Raw genomic sequence first — 22,084 nt, 5'->3', positions numbered from 1 at the left:
GACGGGCTTTCCGCGGCGGCTTCCCGGGGCGGCGAGGGCCCGTCGGCCCCCCGCCGGGAACGAGTTCGACCGCACCCCCTGACCTGCTGTAGAGTCTGGGACGCAAGCGCACACCAGCGCGGCGCACACGGCCAGTCCGTAGGCGTCACTGTTGGTCCTGTGGAGCAGTTTGGAGTGCTCGCCACCCTGTCAAGGTGGAGGCCGCGGGTTCAAATCCCGTCAGGACCGCATCGCAGAAGGCCCGGATCCCCAGTGGATCCGGGCCTTTTGGCATCTTGACTGCCCCCCGCGGCCGGAGGTACCCAGGTCAGGAAGGTGTGTGGGGGCGCGCGGGAGGTGCGGCGTATGACGGCGTCCGCAAAACATGAGACGAGGGCGCTGCTGCGCGCCCATCTGGCGGCCTCGACGGGCTACCGCCATCTGACCCGGCACTGTCCGATCTGCCATCGGCTGCTGCGGCTGGCGATGGAGCCGACGGCGGCCGGTGAGGGACGGGATGCGGTCCGGGAGGAGCCGCCGGCTCCGGCGGACCCGACGGCGCGGGAGTCCGGCCGAGAAACGGAGTCTTCAGCTCCGCCGTCAACTCGGTAAGCCCTTACCGCAGTTGCCCATTACCGCAGCGGTAAGGACAGAAACAAGTACCCAATAGTGTGACGGGAGTCACCGCATGGGTTTCCGTTGGGGCGGAACTTATGCCCCGCTCACAACGGGTCAATTTAATATGTGCAATTGCACCCTCTGTCCGAGGCGCCGCCGGAGCCCCTCCGGGACCGCCCGACCGGCCTGGACCGACACCCCCCGGGAGGGTGCGACGACGCTCGGCGACACCTCCGGGAGACCCATCATCCCCCGGTCCGCAACCCCGCCTCGGGGGCTCCGAGGCGCTGGGAAGTGGACACAAAAAAGATCGCGCTGGACCCGGCGGAGTCCAGCGCGATCGACGACGCACCCATGTCGAGCGGTGATTGGCCTGTTGGGGCAGGCGCCCGTCGTGTGGAGCCATTACAGGCGAAAGCCGGGCTGGGGGGCCCGGAAATGCCCGGTTATGCGGTTGTTCAGGCCTCGCTGCGCTGCTGCGGGATGCCCGCCAGAAGTGCACGGACCTCCGCTTCGCGGTAGCGCCGATGACCTCCGAGCGTGCGGATGGACGTGAGCTTGCCTGCCTTCGCCCAGCGCGTGACCGTCTTCGGGTCCACGCGGAACATCGTGGCAACCTCAGCCGGGGTCAGCAGCGGCTCGGCATCAGGGGTGCGAGCGGTCATGAGCGGCCTCCTCGGGAGAACCGAACCATCACGGTTCTTTCCTCTAAATTCTGCACCTTGACCCACGTTGCCCGAAATGGCAGACGCGGGCCGAGTCGGTTATAGGACGAACGGCTTGTCCTCGGCACTACAACTACACCATCTGTCCAGCCCCGTCGGCCAAACCGATGGAATTGCCCTCTCAGGTGTTCAACCTCGACGGAAGCCGATGGACCATGCCATAACGGACAGTCACGCGTCCGTGACGATCAGTCACAACAGGATCAGGGGGCACCAGATCCATCAAGGAGTGCAATACCGAAGAATCCGCCCATACTTAGGCGGAAGGAGCCCTTCCCGGACTCCTTGTCCTATTTTGACACGAGGGTGGGGGATTGCCGCAAGGCCCGAAGTCAGTGCTTTAGGTCACGATTGAGGCAATGGCCCGGATCGGGACCATCGTCCCCATGTACGCCCCGGCCCGGCCCGCGTTCAACTCGCGTGCTGCCGTCCGCGTACATCGGTCCACCGGTCGGTCAGCCGCTCATAGACGCTTCCCGCCCGCTCCCCGTCGCCGTCGCGCAGCGCCGCGAGCCCTTCGGCCACGTCCGCGGCCGAGCGGTCGTCCTCCAGATGTCCGGCGGGCAGCGCGTGCACCAGACCGCCGTAGTCCAGCTCGACCAGGGACCGGGGGTGGAATTCCTCGAGCCACCGGCCGACATCCATCAGGCCGTCGATCAGCGGTCCCTCACCGAGGGATTCCTTCAGTACTTTAAGGCCACGCGCGACCCGCCTCCTGGCCTGGACCATTGGGGTCCGGTAGCGCATCAGCGGACCGTCGTCACCTTTGGTGTACTCACGCTCACCGTCCGCGAAGAGTACGAACCAGCGCACCGGGACGTGCCAGGTCGCGGTGCGGATCCAGGGCCGGGCGTCCGGGTTGCGCTCCAGCCACTGCTCGTAGTCGGAGGCCGCCTGGCGCCGCACCACCGGGGGCAGCACCGCGTCCAGCAGCGGACCGGGAAGCCGCTCGGACAGCTCCTCCAGGGCCAGCCAGCCGCGCAGCCGCGTCCGCCAGGGGCAGACACAGGTGACGCCGTCCACGACCGCCACGAAGGCGTCCGCGCTCTCGTGCACGGGCACCGCGACCGGGGGCACCGGCAGCAGATCGGCCAGTGAGCGACGCAGCTCGTCCTGCGCGCCCGGGATGTCGTCCCGTTTGGCATAGCGCGCCCAGTGCGACCGCTCCGGCTCGGGAAAAGCGGCCAGTGGTTCATAGACCCGGAGATACGCCGCGTACGGGACAATCACCGAAGACGCCAAGGTCACTCGCGCTCCCTCAAGGCTGAGACCACCGCCAGGAGTTGTCTGCACCCGGCTGACCGCATCGTCCCATGACCGCCATGCGGACTCGTCGTGGACATGAGCGATCCGCCGGCCGCCCAGGGCTTACCCTCTTGCCCATCGGCCCTCCCCACCAGCAAGGAGGGCACCTACCCCGACCTATGGGAGTCACCACCGTGACCGACGTACGTCACACCGTCAGCGCCGACGGTCCGACGGTAAGTCGCGTGCCGAACCCTCTGACCCCGCTCTCGATACTGTTCCGGTCCGACCTGGGCGGACATGAGCAGGTCCTGCTCTGCCAGGACCGGGAGAGCGGCCTGAAGGCCGTCATCGCCATCCACTCCACCGCTCTGGGCCCGGCCCTGGGCGGCACCCGATTCCATGCCTACGGCTCCGAGGAGAACCCCGAGGAAGCGGCGGTCCTCGACGCGCTCAACCTCGCCCGCGGCATGTCCTACAAGAACGCGCTGGCCGGTCTCGACCACGGTGGCGGCAAGGCAGTGATCCTCGGCGATCCCGATGAGATCAAGACCGAGGCCCTGCTGCTGGCCTACGGACGCTTCGTGGCCTCCCTCGGCGGCCGTTACGTGACCGCCTGCGATGTCGGCACCTATGTCTCCGACATGGACGTGGTCTCCCGCGAGTGCCCCTGGACCACCGGCCGCTCGCCCGAGAACGGCGGCGCCGGCGACTCCTCCGTGCTCACCGCCTTCGGCGTCTTCCAGGGCATGCGGGCCAGCGCCCAGGCGTCCTGGGGCGCGCCCACCCTGAGCGGCCGCCGGGTCGGTATCGCGGGCGTCGGCAAGGTCGGCCACCACCTGGTGGAGCACCTCCTCGTGGACGGCGCCGAGGTCGTGGTGACCGATGTGCGCAGCGAGTCGATCGACCAGGTGCTGGCCCGTCACCCGCGGGTCCAGGCCGTCCCCGACACCGACGCGCTGATCCGCGCGGACCTCGATGTGTACGCGCCCTGCGCGCTCGGCGGCGCGCTCGACGACGACACGGTGCCGGTGCTGACCGCGAAGGTGGTGTGCGGAGCGGCCAACAACCAGCTCGCGCACCCGGGTGTGGAGAAGGACCTCGCCGACCGCGGGATCCTCTACGCACCGGACTACGTGGTGAACGCGGGTGGCGTGATCCAGGTGGCCGACGAGTTGCACGGTTTCGACTTCGACCGGGCGAAGGCCAAGGCCGCCAAGATCTTCGATACGACTTTGGCCATATTCGATCGGGCCAAGACCGACGGCATTCCGCCCGCCGCGGCCGCCGACCGTCTGGCGGAGCACCGGATGGCCGAGGGCCGCGCGAGCGCCTGAGGGTCCGGGAAAGCGCTGGGAAGCCGCTGAGGACCGCCCGGACGGGTCGTGCGGGGTCCTTCGGGACGGATGCGCGCGGGGCCGCGAGAGCCCCCGCGGAGCCGTCGACGAGAGATCCCTCACGGCCCGTCGGCGGGTCGGCGCACAAGACGCGTTAAAATCGCAGCTGACCAGCGGGGAAAGGGCTCCCCGACGGTCATGCCTCGTGGCACGTCATGCGGGCGACGTACCGTATGGCCACAGAAGCAGGTACCGTTGAAGCCCTACGGACCGGTCTCTCCCAGGGGAGTCCGCTCCAAGTGATGAACGTGAACGCGTGTCAAGACTCTGGGGCCGTCGAGCCCCGTCGTTGAGGGGGTCGAGCCATGGGGCGCGGCCGGGCCAAGGCCAAGCAGACGAAGGTCGCCCGCCAGCTGAAGTACAACAGCGGTGGGACTGACCTCTCACGCCTGGCCGAGGAGCTGGGCGCATCGACATCGAGCCAGCCGCCGAATGGCGAGCCGTTCGAGGACGATGAGCTGGACGACGACCCGTACGCACAGTACGCGGATCTGTACAACGACGATGAGGACGAGGACGACGAACAGTCGGATCCGTCCCCGCAGCGTCGCCGCGCCTGAACCACTCGTTCCAGGCGTCCGGCTTTTCGCCGCACCTCCGCCGGTCCGGGGCCCCCGCCTCGGACCGGCTTCTGTGCTGCCCGCGCAGTGCGCGGGGCTCGCTCAGCTCGCGTAGTCACCGGTCAGCGTCACCGCTTCGGTCTCGCCGGGCGCGCGGTCGAGGATCTCGCCACTGACCCAGGCGTCCATCCCGCGGTCAGCGCATGTGGCCAGTGCCACATCCACCGACTCGGCGGGGACGACGGCCATCATGCCGACGCCCATGTTGAGGGTCTTCTCCAGCTCCAGCCGCTCGACCGAACCGGCCTCGCCCACCAGCCCGAACACCGGGCCGGGGGTCCAGGTCGAACGGTCGACCACCGCGCGCAGGCCCTCCGGGATCACCCGGGCCAGGTTGCTGGCGAGCCCGCCGCCGGTGATGTGCGAGAAGGCGTGCACCTCGGTGGTGCGGGTCAGCGCCAGACAGTCCAGCGCGTAGATCCGGGTGGGCTCGAGCAGTTCCTCGCCGAGGGCGCGGCCCAACTCCGGCACCTCGCGGTCGAGCGTCCAGCCGGCCTTGTCGAAGAGCACATGACGGACCAGTGAGTACCCGTTCGAGTGAAGTCCGGAGGACTTCATGGCGATGACGACATCACCCGTTCGGATACGATCCGCGCCCAGCACCCGGTCGGCCTCGACCACGCCCGTACCGGCACCGGCGACATCGAAGTCATCGGCGGCCAGCAGCCCGGGGTGCTCGGCGGTCTCGCCGCCCACCAGGGCGCAGCCCGCGAGCGCGCAGCCCTCGGCGATGCCCTTGACGATGGCCGCGACCCGCTCGGGGTAGACCTTGCCGACGCAGATGTAGTCGGTCATGAACAGCGGCTCGGCGCCGCACACCACGAGGTCGTCGACGACCATGCCGACCAGGTCATGGCCGATGGTGTCGTAGACGCCCATACGGCGCGCGATGTCCACCTTGGTGCCCACACCGTCGGTGGCGGACGCCAGCAGCGGACGCTCGTAGCGGGCCAGCGCGGAGGCGTCGAAGAGTCCGGCGAACCCGCCGAGACCGCCCACGACCTCGGGTCGGGACGCCTTCTTCACCCACTCCTTCATGAGCTCGACGGCGCGGTCGCCCGCCTCGATGTCGACGCCCGCGGCGGCGTAGGTGGACCCGAACTCGGACCGGGGTGTCATGGCGTTGAGATCTTTCCTATCGGAGAGGGCAGGCGGGACGGGCCTACGGGCGGCGGAGCGCGTCGGCGCCGCCGACCCCGGCGGTCAGCGTCCGCACACCATCGGCGTCGGCACTGGCGGCGGTCTGGGTCTCGGACTCCAGCAGGTGCTTGCCCAGCAGCTCGGGGTCCGGCAGGTCCATCGGGTACTCGCCGTCGAAGCAGGCGCGGCAGAGATTCGGCTTGGCGATGGTGGTCGCCTCGATCATGCCGTCGATGGAGATGTAGGACAGCGAGTCGGCGCCCAGCGACTTGCCGATCTCCTCGACCGAGAGGCCGTTGGCGATCAGCTCGGCGCGGGTGGCGAAGTCGATGCCGAAGAAGCACGGCCACTTGATGGGCGGGGACGAGATGCGGATGTGCACCTCGGCGGCCCCGGCCTCGCGCAGCATCCGCACCAGGGCGCGCTGGGTGTTGCCGCGGACGATCGAATCGTCGACGACCACCAGGCGCTTGCCGCGGATGACCTCCTTGAGGGGGTTCAGCTTGAGGCGGATGCCCAGCTGCCGGATGGTCTGCGAGGGCTGGATGAAGGTCCGGCCCACATAGCTGTTCTTGACCAGTCCGGAGCCGTACGGAATTCCGCTGGCCTCGGCGTAGCCGACGGCGGCGGGGGTGCCGGACTCGGGCGTCGCTATGACCAGGTCGGCGTCGGCCGGGGCCTCGGCCGCCAGCTTGCGGCCCATCTCGACCCGGGAGAGGTAGACGTTCCGCCCGGCGATGTCGGTGTCGGGGCGGGCCAGGTAGACGTACTCGAAGACACAGCCCTTGGGGCGGGCCTCGGCGAAGGTGGTGGACCGCAGCCCGTTCTCGTCGATGGCGACCATCTCGCCAGGCTCGATCTCCCGGATGAAGGACGCTCCCACGATGTCCAGCGCGGCGGACTCCGACGCCACCACCCAGCCGCGCTCGAGGCGGCCGAGGACCAGCGGGCGGATGCCCTGCGGGTCACGGGCGGCATAGAGCGTCTGCTCATCCATGAAGACGAGGCTGAAAGCGCCCTTGACGCGGGGCAGGACGATCGGGGCGGCCTGCTCGACGGTCAGCGGCTTGCCGTCCTCGTCGGCCTGGCCCGCGAGGAGGGCCGTGACGAGGTCGGTGTCGTTGGTCGCCGCGACCTGGGTGGCCCGGCCGCCGTCCCGGGGCAGGGCCGCGACCATCTCGGCGAGCTCGGCCGTGTTGACCAGGTTGCCGTTGTGGCCGAGCGCGATGGAGCCGTGGGCGGTCGCCCGGAAAGTCGGCTGCGCGTTCTCCCACACCGAGGCTCCGGTGGTGGAGTAGCGGGCATGGCCCACCGCGATATGGCCCAGCAGGGAGCCGAGGGATGTCTCGTCGAAGACCTGTGAGACCAGGCCCATGTCCTTGAAGACGAGGATCTGGGAGCCGTTGCTCACCGCGATGCCCGCGGACTCCTGTCCACGGTGCTGCAGCGCATACAGCCCGAAATAGGTGAGTTTGGCGACCTCTTCACCCGGTGCCCAGACTCCGAAGACGCCGCAAGCGTCCTGGGGGCCCTTCTCACCGGGGAGCAGGTCGTGGCTGAGTCGTCCGTCACCACGTGGCACGGCATCGAGTCTAGGACAGTTCCCGGGCACGTCCGAACGAGGGACCGGCCCCCGGGGTGTATGTCGCATTCGCCCGAGCCTTCCGCGGGGTCCCGTACCCCGGCCCCACCAGGGAACGAGGGGGTGCGACCGGGGTGAGTGGGGCATCGGTCACATCTGCCGCGAACAGGCCGGACGACCCCCGGGCGGGGTCTACGCCAGGACCGGGAGGAGGTCCGCGAGGTCGGCCCGCTCCCCGCCGGCCGACACCTCGGCGGCGTCCAGCGCCCGGGCCCAGCCGGTGCGGCCGGTGGCCAGCCGCACCCAGGTCAGCGGATCGGTCTCCACCACGTTGGGCGGGGTGCCGCGGGTGTGCCGGGGCCCCTCGACGCACTGGACCACCGCGTACGGCGGGATCCGGACCTCGACCGAACCGCCGGGTGCCTTCGCCGCGAGGGCGTCGGCCAGCATCCGGACGGCCGCGGCCATCGCCTGGCGGTCGTACGGCACCGGGGTGCCGAGGGCGTCGGCCAGGTCATCGGAGTGCACGACCAGCTCCACACAGCGGGTCACCAGGAAGTCGTCCAGCCGCATGGCCCCCAGCGGCACCGCCAGCAGCCGGTCCCCCGGCGCCACGGCGGCCAGCTCGGCGAACCGGTGCTCGGCCCGCTCCAGCAGCGCTGACGGGTCCGCGTCCCGCGCCGCCCTGCGGGTGCCCTCGTCGACGGCCCCGGCGAACGACGCGACGGCCGCCGCGTAGTCGTTCACCCCGGCCTCCTGGGCGGGCGGCGCGGGCGCCTCCAGCAGCCGGGCGACGGCGTCCACGGTGGCCGCCACATGGGTCAGCAGCTCGCGCACGGTCCAGTCGCCGAGCCGGGTCGGGGCCCGGAGCGCCTCCTCGTCCAGTCCGTCCGCCGCCTGGCGCACCTGGCGCAGCTGCGCGGTCACGGCGGCGCGGATCCTGGCGGAGTCATAGGTGCGGGCGCGGGCACGGGTCGGCATGGCACCGAGCCTATCGAGCGCCGTGGACAGCGGGGCGGGATCGGCCGACGATGGAGAAGAACGGGGGATACGGGGGAAATGCGAGAAAGGTTATCTATCAGTGTGAAAGGTGTGAATCTCCATGGCTGAGCACCCGGATTGTGCCCTGGTGCGGCGCGCCTTCGAGGCGTTCATCCGGGGTGACATGGACACCCTGTCGACGTTCATGACCTCCGACGTCGTCCACCACGTACCCGGTGACAACACGATGTCCGGGCACCACAAGGGCCTGGAGGCGTGTATCCGGCTGTACCGGCAGTGGGGCAGCCCGGACGGCAGCAGCAAGGCGATCGAACCCGAGATGCTGACCGCCGACGGCCGCGGCCATGTGATCTTCGGCTACCGGTACCGCGCGCGCAGCGCGGACGGCAGCCGTTCCTTCGACATGAAGGCCGCCCAGTTCATCACCGTCATCGGCGGGAAGATCTCCGACATCGACGAGTGCGTGGAGGACATCGACGCGCTCAACGCCTACTGGAGGTGACCGGACGGACCGCGCGGCCCCGCCCCCGGCAGAGGGGCGGGGCCGCGCGAGGCACGTCCGGAGAACGCGATCAGGCCAGCAGACCCGGGATCGTCGCCTCGTACGCCTCCCGCAGCTCGGCCAGCGGCAGCGAGAACTGGCCCTGGACGTCGATCGCGTCGCCGTCCACCACACCGATCCGCACCGCCGGCAGCCCGCGGGCGCCGCACATGTCGTTGAAGCGGACCTCCTCGCTGCGCGGCACCGAGACGACCGCCCGGCCCGCGGACTCCGAGAAGAGCAGCACGAACGGGTCGAGCCCGTCCGGGACCACGATCCGGGCGCCCTTGCCGCCGCGCAGACAGGACTCGGCCAGCGCCTGGACCAGACCGCCGTCGGACAGGTCGTGCGCCGCGTCCACCATGCCGTCGCGCGAGGCCGAGATCAGGATCTCGGCGAGCAGCCGCTCACGCTCCAGGTCCACCGCGGGCGGCATACCGCCGAGGTGGTCGTGGATCACCTGGGACCAGGCCGAACCGCCCAGTTCCTCCGCGGTGTCCCCGAGGAGGTAGAGCAGCTGGCCCTCCTCCGCGAAGGCGATCGGGGTGCGGCGGTTCACGTCGTCGATCACACCGAGGACGGCCACCACCGGCGTCGGGTGGATGGCCACCTCACCGGTCTGGTTGTACAGCGAGACATTGCCGCCGGTCACCGGGGTGCCCAGGATCTGGCAGCCGTCCGCGAGACCGCGGGTGGCCTCCGCGAACTGCCACATGACCGCGGGGTCCTCCGGCGAGCCGAAGTTGAGGCAGTCGGAGATCGCCAGCGGCTTGGCACCGGATGCCGCCACATTGCGGTAGGACTCGGCGAGTGCGAGCTGGGCGCCGGTGTACGGGTCCAGCTTGGCGTAGCGGCCGTTGCCGTCGGTGGCGACGGCGACACCCAGACCGGTCTCCTCGTCCACCCGGACCATGCCGGAGTCCTCGGGCTGGGCCAGCACCGTGTTGCCCTGCACGAAGCGGTCGTACTGGTCGGTGACCCAGGACTTGGACGCCTGGTTGGGCGAGGAGATCACCCGGAGCACCTGCGCGCGCAGTTCCTCACCGGTCGCCGGGCGCGGCAGCTTGGCCGCGTCATCGGCCTGGAGCGCGTCCTGCCACGCGGGGCGGGCGAAGGGGCGCTCGTAGACCGGGCCCTCGTGGGCGACGGTGCGCGGCGGCACGTCGACGATCTGCTCGCCGTGCCAGAAGATCTCCAGCCGCTCGCCGTCGGTGACCTCACCGATCACCGTGGCGATGACGTCCCACTTCTCGCAGATCTCCAGGAAGCGGTCGACCTTGCCGGGCTCGACGATGGCGCACATGCGCTCCTGCGACTCGCTCATGAGGATCTCCTCGGGCGAGAGCGTCGCGTCACGCAGCGGCACGGTGTCCAGCTCGACCCGCATACCGCCGGAGCCGGCCGAGGCCAGCTCGCTGGTGGCGCAGGAGAGCCCGGCGCCGCCGAGGTCCTGGATGCCGTCGACCAGGTCCTCGCGGAAGATCTCCAGGGTGCACTCGATGAGCAGCTTCTCCTGGAAGGGGTCGCCGACCTGGACGGCGGGGCGCTTGGCGGGCTTGCTGTCGTCGAAGGTCTCCGAGGCCAGCACGGAGACGCCGCCGATACCGTCACCGCCGGTGCGAGCGCCGTAGAGGATGACCTTGTTGCCCGTGCCGGACGCCTTGGCCAGGTGGATGTCCTCGTGCTTCATCACACCCACGCACAGGGCGTTGACCAGCGGGTTTCCCTGGTAGCAGGGGTCGAAGACGACCTCGCCGCCGATATTGGGCAGCCCCAGGCAGTTGCCGTAGCCGCCGATGCCCGCGACCACACCGGGCAGCACCCGCTTGGTGTCGGGGTGGTCCGCGGCGCCGAAGCGCAGCGGGTCCATCACGGCGACCGGGCGGGCGCCCATGGCGAGGATGTCGCGGACGATGCCGCCCACGCCGGTGGCCGCACCCTGGTAGGGCTCGATGTAGGAGGGGTGGTTGTGCGACTCGACCTTGAAGGTGACCGCGTAGCCCTGGCCGATGTCGACCACGCCCGCGTTCTCACCGATGCCGACGAGCAGCGCGTCGTTCTCCGGGGCCTTCTCGCCGAACTGCCGCAGATGGACCTTGCTCGACTTGTACGAGCAGTGCTCGGACCACATGACGGAGTACATGGCGAGCTCGGCACCGGTGGGACGGCGGCCGAGGATCTCGCGGATGCGCTCGTACTCGTCCTGCTTGAGCCCGAGCTCGGCCCAGGGCTGCTCGGCCTCCGGGGTCTGCGCCGCGTGCTTCGTGGTGTCCAGGGTCATGCGCTGACCAGCCTCTTGAGGATCGAGGTGAAGAATCCGAGACCGTCGGTGCGACCGGTGCCGATCAGCGGTTCGACGGCGTGCTCGGGATGGGGCATCAGACCGACGACATTGCCCGCCGCATTGGAGATGCCGGCGATGTCGCGCAGGGAACCGTTGGGGTTCATCTCCTGATAGCGGAAGACGACCCGGCCCTCGGCCTCGAGTTCATCCAGGACCCGCTCATCGGCGACATAACGGCCGTCGATGTTCTTCAGCGGGATGTTGATCTCCTGGCCCTGCTCGTAGGAGCGGGTCCAGGCGGTCTCAGCGTTTTCCACTCGCAACTTCTGGTCGCGGCAGATGAAGTGCAGATGGTTGTTCCGCAGCATCGCACCGGGCAGCAGATGGGTCTCGGTGAGTACCTGGAAGCCATTGCAGATGCCAAGGACGGGCATACCGGCCTTCGCCTGCTCGATGACCGACTCCATTACCGGCGAGAAGCGGGAGATCGCTCCGGCGCGGAGATAGTCGCCATAGGAGAAGCCGCCCGGCAGGATCACCGCGTCGACCTGCTTCAGATCCCTGTCGCGGTGCCAGAGCGGCACCGCTTCGAGACCCGCGGTGCGGACCGCGCGCTGGGTGTCGCGGTCGTCGAGCGTGCCGGGGAAGGTGATGACTCCGACGCGTGCGGTCACGACTCCGCCTTCACGGCGGTGCTGTCGGCACCGTCGCCGACCTCGACCTTCACGGAGAAGTCCTCGATCACGGTGTTCGCGAGGAACGTCCCGGCGATCTCATGGATACGGGCGAGGGCGGCGTCGTCGACCGGGCCCTCCACCTCGAGTTCAAAGCGCTTGCCCTGACGGACGTCGGCGATCCCCTCGAATCCGAGGCGGGGCAGTGCTCGCTGCACCGCCTGGCCCTGGGGGTCGAGGATCTCCGGCTTGAGCATGACGTCGACTACGACGCGTGCCACTGGCACTCCCGGTGGTGTGGTGCTGGTGCGTAAGGCGGTGGCCCAAGCCTACCCCGAGGAAAAATCTACGCGAGTAGATATACCATGGCGGGGAACCCTTCGGTCACGTTTAAGCATCGTCAAGGGCAACCGCTGGGGAAAGAACCGGGTAAACCGTATGGTCCCGATTGCGGTGTGACACGCGGGCGGAATTACCGGGGCTTCACAATGCATTGTCGTCCGCTGTACAAATGAAAAAGCATTGTTCGCTTACAACTGGACAGCTGTCATCTTTGCACGTCAACGCAACGATGCAGCCCGAAAGGACCGATTTTCGTGGCGCAGCGCGTAGTAGTCACGCTCTCCGATGACCTCGACGGCGGGGCTGCCGAGGAGACGGTCACGTTCGGGCTGGACGGCAGGTCGTACGAGATCGACCTCACCGCGGTCAACGCGGAGAAACTGCGTGACGCCCTGGCCCCCTACGTCGAGGCCGGCCGCAAGCGCTCCCGCTCCGGGAAGGCCTACCGCCGCACCTCCGTCGCCCCGGATCCGGCCGCGGTGCGCGCCTGGGCCCGGTCGCACGGCATGGAGGTGCCGCCGCGCGGCCGTATCCCCAAGAAGGTCTACGAGGCGTTCAACGCGTCCAGCTGACCGACCCGTTCGGCCGAGTTGCACAGCACCCCGGGTGATCCGCTAGAGTCTGGAGCACGCCGAGGGGCGAAGCCGGAAGGCAAAACCCCGAGGAAGACACCATGCGGGTGTAGCTCAGTAGTAGAGCGCCCCCTTTCCAAGGGGGAGGCGCAGTGTGCGATCCCTGTCACCCGCTCTCATCACCTGACCGTTCCATGGAAGTGGATCAGGTAGAGTGATGCACGCGCCGATCGGTGAGAGCCGTTCGGAGGCATGCGGACGTGGCTCAGTTGGTAGAGCATCACCTTGCCAAGGTGAGGGTCGCGAGTTCGAATCTCGTCGTCCGCTCCATTCAGGTCAGGCCCCGGTCGAAATCGACCGGGGCCTGACCTGTTTTCAGCGTTCCCCCGCCGTACGCCCGATGACATTTGTCATCGCAGCCGGTGACAGCTCGCACTGCCGGAGCCGCCGGAGCGGCGGAAACCTGGAAGCCATGCATGTCGGTGACAACGCGATCAAGGTGAACGAGCTGCGGCGGAGGTACGGTCCCGCCGGGGCACAGGGCTACGACGCGGTACGGGGCGTCTCCTTCGAAGTGGCGCGGGGCGAGTTGTTCGCCCTGCTCGGCACGAACGGCGCGGGCAAGACCTCGACCGTCGAACTGCTGGAGGGGCTGGCCGCCCCGACCGGTGGCACGGTGCGGGTGCTCGGCCACGATCCGTACCGGGAACGGGCCCTGGTGCGGCCGCGGATCGGCGTGATGCTCCAGGAGGGCGGCTTCCCCAGTGAGCTGACGGCCGCGGAGACGGTGCGGATGTGGGCGGGGTGCACCAGCGGCGCCCGGCCGGTGGACGCGGCCCTGGAGCTGGTCGGGCTCGCCGGGCGGCGGGCCGTACGGGTCAAGATGCTCTCCGGCGGGGAGCGCCGGCGGCTGGACCTGGCGCTGGCCCTGCTGGGCCACCCCGAGGTGCTCTTCCTCGACGAGCCGACCACCGGTCTGGACGCCGAGGGGCGGCGGGACACCTGGGAGCTGGTGCGGACGCTGCGGGACCAGGGCACCACGGTGCTGCTGACCACGCACTATCTGGAGGAGGCCGAGGCGCTGGCCGACCGGCTCGCGATCATGCACCGGGGGCGGATCGCCACCTCGGGCCGGGTCGCGGAGATCGTGGCCGAGCGCCCCTCCCGGCTGACCCTCACCCTCCCGACGGACGTCCACCCCGGGGACCTGCCGCCCGTGGAGCTGCTGGCGGCCGACGCCATGGAGCTGCCGGGCATACCGGACGCGGCGGGCCGGACGACGGTCCGGCTGAGCACCCGGGACCTCCAGCGCACCGCCACCGAGGTACTGCTCTGGGCGCGGGACCGGCGGATCGGGCTGACCGGTCTGGACGCCCGGTCGGCCTCGCTGGAGGAGGCGTTCCTGCATATCGCGCGGGGGCTGGGCGGCGAGGACGGCGACATGCCGGAGGAGAAGACGATGGAGGGGGCGGCACGATGAGCACCGCGATGACGGGAACCACCACGACCACCGGGCGGGCGCTGGCACTCGGCCGCGCCGAGCTGACCCTGCTGCTGCGGAACAGGGCGGCGCTCTCGTCCGCCGTGGTGCTGCCCGGGATGCTGACCCTCAGCATGTCCACCTTCAGCCGGGACATCGATCTGAAGGGCACCGGACTGTCACCGGGCACCCTGGTGCTGCCCGGTTCGATCGGACTGGCACTGGTCCTCGCGGTCTATATGAACCTGGTGGGCGTGTATGTGATCCGGCGTGAGGAGCTGGTCCTCAAACGGCTGCGCGCCGGGGAGGCCACCGACACCGAGATCCTCACCGGGGCGGCGGTGCCCGCGCTGCTGATCGGGCTGGTCCAGTGTGTGGTGCTGGTCGTCTCGGTGAGTCTGGCGATGGACGTACCGGCGCCGGAGGCCCCGTATCTGACCGTGCTCGGGGTGGCGCTGGGGCTGCCGCAGATGGCGGTGCTGGCCGCGGCGACGGCCGCGTACACCAGGACCGCGGAGTCCGCACAGCTGACCCCGATGCCGATGATGCTGCTGTCGATGCTAGCCAGCGGTCTCTTCGTACCGCTGGAGGTGCTGCCGGACCAGGTGGCCGAGTTCTGCGAACGGCTCCCGCTGACACCCGTGATCGGCCTGGTGCGGGCGGGCTGGACCGGGGACATGGGCGCGGGTGAGGCACTGGCCGCGGTGGTCACGGCGGCGGCCTGGACGGCCCTGGCATGGTGGACCGTGCGCCGCCGGTTCCCCTGGGAGCCGCGGCGCTGAGTGACGGCACGCGAGGCGGAGAAGACGGGGGCAGTCGTGATACGGCGATGGCGGGGGCGCAGCCGCCTCAGCAAGGTGGAGTCGTTCACCCGGTGGACCTTGTACGCGGTGCCCTGGATCTACCAGTTGGCGGTGGTGGGCGCCAAACCACCGCTCGGGCAGGACGCCCCGCCCGCGCTGCTCGGCGCGCTCATGGGGGTGGCCTCCGTGCAGAACCTGCTGGCCGCCCCGATGCTGCGGCGGGGTCTTGACCACCGGCTGCGCGGCGGCCCCACAGCACCGCGGCTCACGGGGGTGGCGGCGGCGCTGATGGTGGCGGGGCTGGGGGTCTGTGTGTCCCTGGAGGCCGCCGGGGCGCTGCGCGCGCCGGGTGCGTCGGTGCTGGCCATCGCGCTGTGCGTGGGGCCGTTCAGCACCGGTTACGCGCTGCTGGCCTCGACGCGCCGGTTCACGGCCGTGCACGCGGTCATCGCGGTGACGCTCGCGGTGGCGATGGGGGCGGCCCGGCCGGATCCGGTCGCCCCGGTGTCGGCCCTGGCGGCCGTCCCCCTGGTCGGGGCGCTGTTCCTGGCCACGGTGCGCAGTTCGAACTGGGTGCTGGTGGTGATGTGGGAGGTGGACGCCAGCCGGGAGACCCAGGCGCGGCTGGCGGTCGCCGAGGAGCGGCTGCGGTTCGCCCGGGACCTGCACGATGTGATGGGACGGGATCTGGCGGTGATCGCGCTCAAGAGCGAACTGGCGGTCCAGCTCGCCCGGCGGCAACGGCCGGAGGCGGTGGGGCAGATGGAAGAGGTCCAGCGGATCGCCCGGCAGTCGCAGCGGGAGGTGCGGGAGGTGGTGCGCGGCTACCGGGACGCGGATCTCCAGGCGGAGCTGGCCGGTGCGCGGTCGGTGCTGACGGCGGCCCGGGTGGACTGCCGGATCGAGGACGGCGGCGCGGCGGAGCTGCCCGAGGCGGTGCGTTCCGCGCTGGGCTGGGTGGTCCGGGAGGGCACCACGAACGTGCTGCGGCACGCGGAGGCCGTGCGCTGCACGGTACGGGTGCGGGTGGACGGAGCGGAGGCGCCGACGGCGGTGCTGGAGATGGAGAACGACGGGGTGGGCGCGGACGGGACGGGGGCGCTTCCGGCGCCCGCCGGGGAGGGCGGGGCCGTCGGCGGCAGCGGACTCCCGGGGCTGCGGGAACGGCTCGCGGCGCTGGGCGGGAGGCTGGAGTCGGGGCCCGGGGAGCGGGGCACCTACCGGCTGCGCGCCGAACTGCCGCTGGAGGCCACGTCATGACGCGATCCACGGATCCGGCGGAGCCGACGGTGATCCGGGTGCTGCTGGCCGACGACGAGCATCTGATCCGGGGCGCGCTGGCCGCCCTGCTGGCCCTGGAGGAGGACCTGGTCGTGGTCGCCGAGGCCGCGTCCGGGCCCGAGGCGCTGGCGATGGCGCGGGCGCACCGGCCCGATGTGGCGGTGCTGGACCTCCAGATGCCGGGGACGGACGGGGTGGGGGTCGCCGCGGCGCTCCGCACGGAACTGCCCGATTGCCGCTCGATGATCGTGACCAGCCACGGCCGCCCCGGCCACCTGAAGCGGGCGCTGGAGGCGGGGGCCCGGGGCTTCGTGCCCAAGACGGCCTCCGCCCAGCGGCTCGCGGAGATCATCCGCACCGTGCACCGCGGAAGCCGCTATGTGGATCCGGATCTGGCGGCGGACGCGATCAGCGCGGGCGACTCCCCGCTGACCGCACGCGAGGCGGAGCTGCTGGACCTGGCCGCGGACGGGGCGTCGATCGCGGATATCGCCGGACGGGCCGGGCTCTCACAGGGCACGGTACGCAACTATCTGTCGTCGGCCGCCATGAAGCTGTCCGCGGAGAACCGTCACGCGGCGGCGCGGATGGCGCGGGAGCGCGGCTGGCTGTGACCCTGGGAGGGACGCCGGGAGGAGGAGAGACCATGTCGGCACCCACAGTGATCATCTGGGTCATCGCCATCGTGATCGTGGCGGCCATCGCGCTCAACGTGTCCAAGAAGGGGAAATGAGCACCGAGGAGGCGAGGTAGTTCCCCCGCCGAGGGTTTGGTTATAGTAGAGGCGCGCCGTACGGAATGTGCGGCGTATGCGGACGTAGCTCAGTTGGTAGAGCGCAACCTTGCCAAGGTTGAGGTCGCGAGTTCGAGCCTCGTCGTCCGCTCAAGGTGAAGGGCCCCGGTGATGTCGACCGGGGCCCTTTCACATGCCATGCGCGCCGCCCGGGGGTGTGGGGTGTGCCACACCCCCGGTGCGTGGGGCGGTCACGACCAGCGGTTGCCGGTCAGCCGCTCGAACGCCTCGATGTACTTCGCCCGGGTGCGCTCCACGACCTCGTCCGGCAGCGGGGGCGGCGGCTGCTCGCCGTGCCGGTCCCAGCCGGAGGCCGGGGAGGTCAGCCAGTCGCGGACGAACTGCTTGTCGAAGGAGGGCTGCGCCCGGCCGGGCTCCCAGGAGTCGACGGGCCAGAAGCGGGAGGAGTCCGGGGTGAGCACCTCGTCGGCGAGGACCGGCTCGGCACCCTCGGCGCCCACCGTGGCCGGTGCGTAGCCGAACTCGAACTTGGTGTCGGCCAGGATGATGCCGCGCTCCCGGGCGATGTCACGGGCGCGGGCGTAGATCGCGAGGGTGGCCTGGCGCAGCTGGGCGGCGGGTTCGGCGCCGATCCGGTGGGCGACCTCCTCGTAGGCCACGTTCTCGTCGTGCTCACCGACGTCGGCCTTGGTGGCCGGGGTGAAGATCGGGATGGGCAGTTCGGAGCCGTCGGTCAGTCCCTCGGGGAGGGCGAGGCCGCAGACGGTACGGGTCTCGCGGTACTCGGCCAGACCCGAACCGGTCAGATAGCCGCGCGCGACACATTCGACCGGGGCCATCTCCAGGGACCGGCAGATGAGGGTGCGGCCCTCCCAGTCGGCGGGCGCCCCGGCGGGCAGCTCGGTGGAGAGCACGTGGTTGGGGGCCAGATCGGCCAGCAGGTCGAACCACCAGAGGGAGAGCTGGGTGAGGACCCGGCCCTTGTCGGGGATCTCGGTGGGGAGCACCCAGTCGTAGGCGGAGATCCGGTCGCTGGCGACCATCACCAGCTCGCCCCGCTCGTTCCGGTAGAGGTCGCGCACCTTGCCGGTGTGCAGATGCTCAAGGCCCGGGACCTCCACCGGCTCGGGCTTTTCCACGAATCCGGACACGCTGCCTCCTGGTGGTTCTGTCCAAGCCACCCCGATTCTGCCGCACGTCACGGCCGTCTCCGGACCCGGCCCGCCCTCACACCCGCTTGCAGATGCGGTCCAGCAGATTGGCGGTGGCGCGCTGCACCCGCTCGTCCCGGTGGCCGGGGCGGTCCAGCGCCGGTGACCAGGCGAAGGTGCCGGAGGCGAAGACCAGGGCACCGCTGGGGGCCCGGTAGAGGGAGGTCTCCTGGTGCCGGGTGGCGCCTTCGGCGTCCTGGTACGGGGAGTGGGCCAGCAGGATCCGGCCGTCGTGCTCGGGCAGTGAGGTGCGCGGGAAGTAGCGGTCGGCCTCGCCCGCGACCAGCCCGGGCAGTTCGTCGCCCTCCTCGGCGCCGGTGGACTCCCACAGCCAGTGGCTCGCGTTGCGCACGATCATCGGACGCGGTTCGGGCACCCGGCCCGCGTACTGGATGCCGATCAGCTGCTGTTCGGGCGTCGTCTCCCGCCACAGCGCGGAGCGGCCGGGGCCGCGGCGCTTGCGGCAGGTCAGCAGCCGGTCCGGTCCGGAGGGCGAGGGGGCCAGCTCGACCTGCCAGTACATGGTGTTGGCGGAGAGGAAGACCAGCGAGGTGCCGCGGTCACGGGCGCTTTCGACGGTGCGGCGCAGCGGCGCCGACCAGTACTCGTCATGGCCGGGGAAGACCAGGCCGCGGTAGCGGGTGGGGTCGATGGAGCCGGCGTGCAGATCGCGGGTCTCGGCGTAGGCGAGGTCATAGCCGTAGCGCTCGGCCCAGCGGATGAAGTCGTAGGCGTGGCCCACGTGGAGGGGCAGCCCCGCGCCCGCGTACGGCCGGTCGAAGGAGACCGTGACCGCGGCCTCGGACTCGCCCAGCAGCCGCCCCCGCTCGTCCCAGGCGTGGTAGAGGCTGGCGCCGGTGCGGCCGTCCTCCGGGTAGAGGTTGTACGCCTGCCAGGTGAAGTCCGGGAGGACCAGCAGCAGATCGGCGGGGTGGCTGTCGCGGACGGTGAAGGGGATGTGGCTGCGGTAGCCGTCGGCGGTGGTGAGCACCGCGACGTAGGCGCCCAGCTTCCAGTAGTGGGGGATCTGGAGCCGCCAGGACAGCCACCAGTGGTGGCAGGAGACGGTGCGGTCGGCGGTCAGCGGGGTGGGCTGGACGATGCCGGACAGCCGCGGACTGGTGGTGATCTTCGAGGCGCCGTCGCCCCCGTAGTGGCCGATCCGGTAGATGTCCACGCTGAACTGCTGGGGCGGGTCGACCGTGATGCGAAAGTCGATGGCCTCACCGGGGGCCGCGGCCGAGGCGGAGGTGAAGCCCTTGATCTGCCGGTGGACGTCATCCGCGGTACGGGGGCCGGGGACCCGGGCGGCGCGGCGGTCGCGGGTCCGCAGCGCGGTCCGGTCGATCGCCCGGTCGATGGCACCGGGGGTGTGGACATGGTCCACGTACCACGGGACCACCTGCCCGGTGTCGTCGAAGTAGTTCTCGCTGCCGCGCAGCCAGGGCAGCGGACCCTGGCCGAAAGGATCCGTCACCGCGTGGGCGAGCGCGCCCGACTCCCAGCGCCGGATCTGGTCCGTCCCCATCCCCTGCTCCCCTCCCTGCGTACCCCGGCGGCAGCTCGCCTCGCTGTCCTCTCGCACCGGGCCCCCGTGGTCCGGCCTTGTGGGCCGGGCCGCGTGACCGGTCGGTGGACCGGGCCTGTGGGCCGGTCCGCTGGGCCGGGTGACAGCGACCGGTCCCAGCACATCACATTACGCACCCACTCCGTCACCCATAGTCGCTAATTTGCTGGAACGAGAACCGAACGAGCGACAGTCGAGGAAACGTGTGTCTGATTCCGGAGGGGCCGGAACCGGTCACACCAGACGGACCGGCTTCTCCGGGCGCACTCCCACCTCGCCCAGCCAGGCGCGCAGCGGCCCGTCGTCCCCGTCCTCAACCAGGCTCAGCACCGGATTCGCCAGATCCGCCCGGCGCCGTCCGTCCACCAGCAGGGCGGGCCCGTCCAGCCAGTCCAGACCGGGACTGGCACCGGCGGTGTCCACCGCGGCGCAGCAGACCATCGCGGTGACATGGTCGGCGAGCAGCTCCCGGCCGGTGCGGGGCGGCTGGAGCGGGAACAGCGGGGCGAAGCCGTCGAGCCAGGGGTCACCACCGCCCGCCGCTCCGTCCTCGGCCGCAGCACGGGCCAGATGCGCCCGGCTGGCCTCCTGCTGGACGGCCTCCTCCCGGGCCAGCTCCACGCTGAGCCGGGCCGCGAGCTCGGGGCCGCGCTCCTCCGCCTCCGGTCCGGCGTCCCGGCCGTCACCGCCTGTCGTGGTGAGGCGCTCGATGACCCGGGCGAGGGTGGGCGGGGCGGGCGGACCCGCGGGCCCCGGCGGGGTGTCCGACGGTCCGGACCGCCCGTCCAGGACGCGGTGCAGCCGGGCCGCCTCCAACCGCCATTTGCGGTCGACGACTTCCTCCGGGTACTGCCCCCAGTCCACCGGGGACCAGTCGGGGCCGGGCTCCGGCGGGCCGCCGTGGAAGAGCCGGGCCGCGAGCAGCGAGGTGGCCTCGTCGATCAGACCGGGCTCCTCCAGCAGATCGCAGGCGGGCCGCTCGCTCAGCCGGGAGGCGAAGCCCTCGGCCAGCCGGTCCCGGCGGGAGAGCTCGGTGAGCGCGGAGACCACGCCCGCGTCCAGCCTGGAGGGCCAGCGGCCCATCCGCCAGGCGGGCAGGGCGACCCGGGTGAGCAGCCGGTCCCAGCCCGCGTAGGCCAGCCCCACCTGCTCCTGGGCGACGATCCGCAGCCCGTAGTCGACCGCCTGGGCCCGCTCGGAGGCGGCCGCGGCGACCGCGCGCTCCATCTGGACGGCGTGGTCCCGGCAGCCGCGCAGCAGCAGCCGGGCGACCCAGCCGACGAAGGCGAAGGCGGGACGGCGCACCGCCCGGCCGAGCGCCGCCACGGCGGCGGGCGCGGCTCCCGGCCGCGGACCGGGTCCGTACGGGGAGGCGGACCCGGGGTCGCCGCCACGGGTGGCGACGGCCACGGCGGCGTCCAGCCCCCGGACGAAGCGCCGGGCGGCGGCTATGTCGGGGTGCACGGACGGACCGGTGCCCGCCACCACGGGCGCGAGCAGCGCCCGCAGCTCGGCGACGCGCATCCACCACAGGAACGGTGAGCCGATGACCAGCACCGGGGCCTGTGGGGCACGCCGCTCCCTGCGGTCCGTGAGCCGGTCGTCGCCCGCGGGTCCCGGCGCCCCGGGCAGACCCGTGCCGGGGACGGCCCGGGTGCCGTCGGCCGAGAGCGAGCCGCGGTCACCGCGCCCCCGGCGGGAGGCGTACGCGGGATGGGTGCGGTCCTCCAGCCAGCTGTCGCAGTCCGGGGTGAGCGCTATCGCCGAGGGCGCGGGCACCTCCATGCGCTCGGCCAGATCGCGGACCAGCCGGTAGAGGTCCGGGGCGGTCTCCTCGGCGATGGGCACGGTGGGGGTGACCGCGGGTCTGGCCCGGACGATCACGGCGGCCACCGCCGCCGCCAGCAGCAGGACCAGCAGGGCCCCGCCGACCACCGTCCAGCGCAGCGTGGTCCATCCCTCGTCGTGCGAACCGCCGATGCGGCCCGTGGCGCTGCCGGCCAGCAGCACGACGGCAGCGGCCGCCGGAAGGAGCGCGACCGCGAGCGCGGTGCTCCGGATCCGCAGTACCGCGAGGGCACGGGCGCGTGCCGCCAGTGCACCTGCTTCGGGACCTGCCACGGTTCTCTTCACCCCCTACGGTCCAGCCCGTGTGTGGACGGTGGACGACGGCGGCGTTGTCTTGCCCCCACTCTCGCACCGGCCGCCGGCATCGCAATGCCGGTGGGCCAGTTGCCGCACCTCGCCTGAGCGGCACATTAGTTGGG

At 71.0% G+C, this 22,084-nt stretch carries 21 protein-coding genes and 4 tRNA genes; 14 read left to right on the top strand and 11 right to left on the bottom strand.

The genetic code is table 11. The annotated features are described in order from the left end of the window. Window positions 1-153 precede the first annotated feature (153 nt). A tRNA-Asp gene (locus AC07FT_RS15065) sits at window positions 154-228 on the top strand. A gap of 117 nt (window positions 229-345) precedes the next feature. Then, entirely contained in the window at window positions 346-591 is a 246-nt protein-coding gene (locus AC07FT_RS15060) for a DUF6274 family protein (RefSeq protein WP_479176584.1), read from the top strand. 464 nt (window positions 592-1,055) lie between these two features. Here AC07FT_RS15060 and bldC read toward each other — a convergent pair whose 3' ends face one another. Together bldC and AC07FT_RS15050 are read right to left on the bottom strand one after the other, a co-directional pair. Then, window positions 1,056-1,262, bottom strand: a complete 207-nt coding sequence (bldC, locus tag AC07FT_RS15055) for a developmental transcriptional regulator BldC (protein ID WP_003949541.1) — start codon at window positions 1,260-1,262, stop codon at window positions 1,056-1,058. Between the two features lie 471 nt (window positions 1,263-1,733). Continuing rightward, the gene (locus AC07FT_RS15050; protein ID WP_471192531.1) at window positions 1,734-2,570 is read right to left on the bottom strand and encodes a DUF8083 family protein; all 837 of its coding nucleotides are present in this window, start codon (window positions 2,568-2,570) and stop codon (window positions 1,734-1,736) included. A 176-nt stretch (window positions 2,571-2,746) separates the two neighbouring features. Between AC07FT_RS15050 and AC07FT_RS15045 the strand changes: the two genes are divergently transcribed. Beyond that, on the top strand, window positions 2,747-3,904 hold the full coding sequence (locus tag AC07FT_RS15045) for a Leu/Phe/Val dehydrogenase (RefSeq protein WP_432039372.1): 1,158 nt from the start codon (window positions 2,747-2,749) through the stop codon (window positions 3,902-3,904). A gap of 365 nt (window positions 3,905-4,269) precedes the next feature. Continuing rightward, window positions 4,270-4,524 carry a DUF3073 domain-containing protein gene (locus tag AC07FT_RS15040; protein WP_176181587.1) on the top strand — a complete coding sequence of 85 codons (255 nt, stop codon included), beginning with the start codon at window positions 4,270-4,272 and terminating at the stop codon, window positions 4,522-4,524. Window positions 4,525-4,626: 102 nt separating this feature from the next. On the opposite strand, the gene purM is transcribed toward AC07FT_RS15040, so the two are convergent. From purM to AC07FT_RS15025, 3 genes are all read right to left on the bottom strand, one after another. Then, on the bottom strand, window positions 4,627-5,703 hold the full coding sequence (gene purM / locus AC07FT_RS15035; protein ID WP_479176583.1) for a phosphoribosylformylglycinamidine cyclo-ligase: 1,077 nt from the start codon (window positions 5,701-5,703) through the stop codon (window positions 4,627-4,629). Window positions 5,704-5,746: 43 nt separating this feature from the next. Beyond that, on the bottom strand, window positions 5,747-7,306 hold the full coding sequence (gene purF, locus AC07FT_RS15030) for an amidophosphoribosyltransferase (protein WP_471192526.1): 1,560 nt from the start codon (window positions 7,304-7,306) through the stop codon (window positions 5,747-5,749). 192 nt (window positions 7,307-7,498) lie between these two features. Continuing rightward, window positions 7,499-8,287: a maleylpyruvate isomerase family mycothiol-dependent enzyme gene (locus AC07FT_RS15025; protein WP_479176582.1), complete on the bottom strand. Its 789-nt coding sequence runs from the start codon at window positions 8,285-8,287 to the stop codon at window positions 7,499-7,501. A gap of 121 nt (window positions 8,288-8,408) precedes the next feature. On the opposite strand from AC07FT_RS15025, the gene AC07FT_RS15020 reads away from it, so the two are divergent. Then, window positions 8,409-8,810, top strand: coding sequence for a nuclear transport factor 2 family protein (locus tag AC07FT_RS15020; RefSeq protein WP_254744809.1), 402 nt, complete (start codon window positions 8,409-8,411; stop codon window positions 8,808-8,810). A gap of 70 nt (window positions 8,811-8,880) precedes the next feature. On the opposite strand, the gene purL is transcribed toward AC07FT_RS15020, so the two are convergent. The 3 genes from purL to purS are packed head-to-tail and all read right to left on the bottom strand — an operon-like array spanning window position 8,881 to window position 12,088. Further along, entirely contained in the window at window positions 8,881-11,130 is a 2,250-nt protein-coding gene (purL, locus tag AC07FT_RS15015; RefSeq protein ID WP_479176581.1) for a phosphoribosylformylglycinamidine synthase subunit PurL, read from the bottom strand. Further along, a complete protein-coding gene (gene purQ, locus AC07FT_RS15010; protein WP_432587312.1) occupies window positions 11,127-11,807 on the bottom strand; it encodes a phosphoribosylformylglycinamidine synthase subunit PurQ in 681 nt (226 codons plus the stop codon). Before purQ ends, purL begins: the two co-directional genes overlap by 4 nt. After that, on the bottom strand, window positions 11,804-12,088 hold the full coding sequence (purS, locus tag AC07FT_RS15005; protein ID WP_254744803.1) for a phosphoribosylformylglycinamidine synthase subunit PurS: 285 nt from the start codon (window positions 12,086-12,088) through the stop codon (window positions 11,804-11,806). Before purS ends, purQ begins: the two co-directional genes overlap by 4 nt. A 315-nt stretch (window positions 12,089-12,403) precedes the next feature. Between purS and AC07FT_RS15000 the strand changes: the two genes are divergently transcribed. The 9 genes from AC07FT_RS15000 (at window position 12,404) to AC07FT_RS14960 (ending at window position 17,169) form a co-directional block, all read left to right on the top strand. Beyond that, window positions 12,404-12,721 (top strand): histone-like nucleoid-structuring protein Lsr2, encoded by a 318-nt coding sequence (locus AC07FT_RS15000; RefSeq protein WP_471192520.1) that lies wholly within the window; start codon window positions 12,404-12,406, stop codon window positions 12,719-12,721. 103 nt (window positions 12,722-12,824) lie between these two features. After that, window positions 12,825-12,896 (top strand) — tRNA-Gly (locus AC07FT_RS14995). 79 nt (window positions 12,897-12,975) lie between these two features. Further along, window positions 12,976-13,051: transfer RNA gene (locus tag AC07FT_RS14990), tRNA-Gly, on the top strand. A 142-nt stretch (window positions 13,052-13,193) separates the two neighbouring features. Next, window positions 13,194-14,201: an ABC transporter ATP-binding protein gene (locus AC07FT_RS14985; RefSeq protein WP_479176580.1), complete on the top strand. Its 1,008-nt coding sequence runs from the start codon at window positions 13,194-13,196 to the stop codon at window positions 14,199-14,201. After that, window positions 14,198-14,983 (top strand): ABC transporter permease, encoded by a 786-nt coding sequence (locus AC07FT_RS14980; RefSeq protein WP_479176579.1) that lies wholly within the window; start codon window positions 14,198-14,200, stop codon window positions 14,981-14,983. Before AC07FT_RS14985 ends, AC07FT_RS14980 begins: the two co-directional genes overlap by 4 nt. Before the next feature lie 36 nt (window positions 14,984-15,019). Then, window positions 15,020-16,264, top strand: a complete 1,245-nt coding sequence (locus AC07FT_RS14975; RefSeq protein ID WP_479176578.1) for a sensor histidine kinase — start codon at window positions 15,020-15,022, stop codon at window positions 16,262-16,264. Beyond that, a complete protein-coding gene (locus tag AC07FT_RS14970) occupies window positions 16,261-16,899 on the top strand; it encodes a response regulator transcription factor (RefSeq protein ID WP_479176577.1) in 639 nt (212 codons plus the stop codon). The genes AC07FT_RS14975 and AC07FT_RS14970 overlap by 4 nt, the downstream gene beginning before the upstream one ends. Next, window positions 16,896-17,018 (top strand): hypothetical protein, encoded by a 123-nt coding sequence (locus tag AC07FT_RS14965; RefSeq protein WP_471192510.1) that lies wholly within the window; start codon window positions 16,896-16,898, stop codon window positions 17,016-17,018. Before AC07FT_RS14970 ends, AC07FT_RS14965 begins: the two co-directional genes overlap by 4 nt. A 78-nt stretch (window positions 17,019-17,096) precedes the next feature. Beyond that, a tRNA-Gly gene (locus AC07FT_RS14960) sits at window positions 17,097-17,169 on the top strand. Window positions 17,170-17,269: 100 nt separating this feature from the next. Here the strand turns inward: AC07FT_RS14960 and AC07FT_RS14955 are convergent. The 3 genes from AC07FT_RS14955 to AC07FT_RS14945 form a co-directional block, all read right to left on the bottom strand. Then, window positions 17,270-18,190, bottom strand: a complete 921-nt coding sequence (locus AC07FT_RS14955) for a phosphoribosylaminoimidazolesuccinocarboxamide synthase (protein WP_479176576.1) — start codon at window positions 18,188-18,190, stop codon at window positions 17,270-17,272. A 76-nt stretch (window positions 18,191-18,266) separates the two neighbouring features. Continuing rightward, the gene (locus AC07FT_RS14950; protein ID WP_479176575.1) at window positions 18,267-19,778 is read right to left on the bottom strand and encodes a N,N-dimethylformamidase beta subunit family domain-containing protein; all 1,512 of its coding nucleotides are present in this window, start codon (window positions 19,776-19,778) and stop codon (window positions 18,267-18,269) included. A gap of 273 nt (window positions 19,779-20,051) precedes the next feature. Next, complete coding sequence (locus tag AC07FT_RS14945; protein WP_479176574.1) at window positions 20,052-21,938, bottom strand: hypothetical protein; 1,887 nt, start codon at window positions 21,936-21,938, stop codon at window positions 20,052-20,054. Window positions 21,939-22,084: the final 146 nt, after the last annotated feature.

The sequence above is a fragment of the Streptomyces sp. NPDC045899 genome, from assembly GCF_056431485.1.
The sequence above is the reverse complement of the archived record's forward strand: the minus strand, read 5'-3'. Positions and strand labels throughout refer to the sequence as shown.

Coding starts and splice junctions, on each gene's coding strand:
- AC07FT_RS15060 (WP_479176584.1), top strand. CDS start 346: ATGACGGCGTCCGCAAAACATGAGACGAGGGCGCTGCTGCGCGCCCAT.
- bldC (WP_003949541.1), bottom strand. CDS start 1,262: ATGACCGCTCGCACCCCTGATGCCGAGCCGCTGCTGACCCCGGCTGAG.
- AC07FT_RS15045 (WP_432039372.1), top strand. CDS start 2,747: ATGGGAGTCACCACCGTGACCGACGTACGTCACACCGTCAGCGCCGAC.
- AC07FT_RS15040 (WP_176181587.1), top strand. CDS start 4,270: ATGGGGCGCGGCCGGGCCAAGGCCAAGCAGACGAAGGTCGCCCGCCAG.
- purM (WP_479176583.1), bottom strand. CDS start 5,703: ATGACACCCCGGTCCGAGTTCGGGTCCACCTACGCCGCCGCGGGCGTC.
- AC07FT_RS15025 (WP_479176582.1), bottom strand. CDS start 8,287: ATGCCGACCCGTGCCCGCGCCCGCACCTATGACTCCGCCAGGATCCGC.
- AC07FT_RS15020 (WP_254744809.1), top strand. CDS start 8,409: ATGGCTGAGCACCCGGATTGTGCCCTGGTGCGGCGCGCCTTCGAGGCG.
- purL (WP_479176581.1), bottom strand. CDS start 11,130: ATGACCCTGGACACCACGAAGCACGCGGCGCAGACCCCGGAGGCCGAG.
- AC07FT_RS14985 (WP_479176580.1), top strand. CDS start 13,194: ATGCATGTCGGTGACAACGCGATCAAGGTGAACGAGCTGCGGCGGAGG.
- AC07FT_RS14980 (WP_479176579.1), top strand. CDS start 14,198: ATGAGCACCGCGATGACGGGAACCACCACGACCACCGGGCGGGCGCTG.
- AC07FT_RS14970 (WP_479176577.1), top strand. CDS start 16,261: ATGACGCGATCCACGGATCCGGCGGAGCCGACGGTGATCCGGGTGCTG.
- AC07FT_RS14950 (WP_479176575.1), bottom strand. CDS start 19,778: ATGGGGACGGACCAGATCCGGCGCTGGGAGTCGGGCGCGCTCGCCCAC.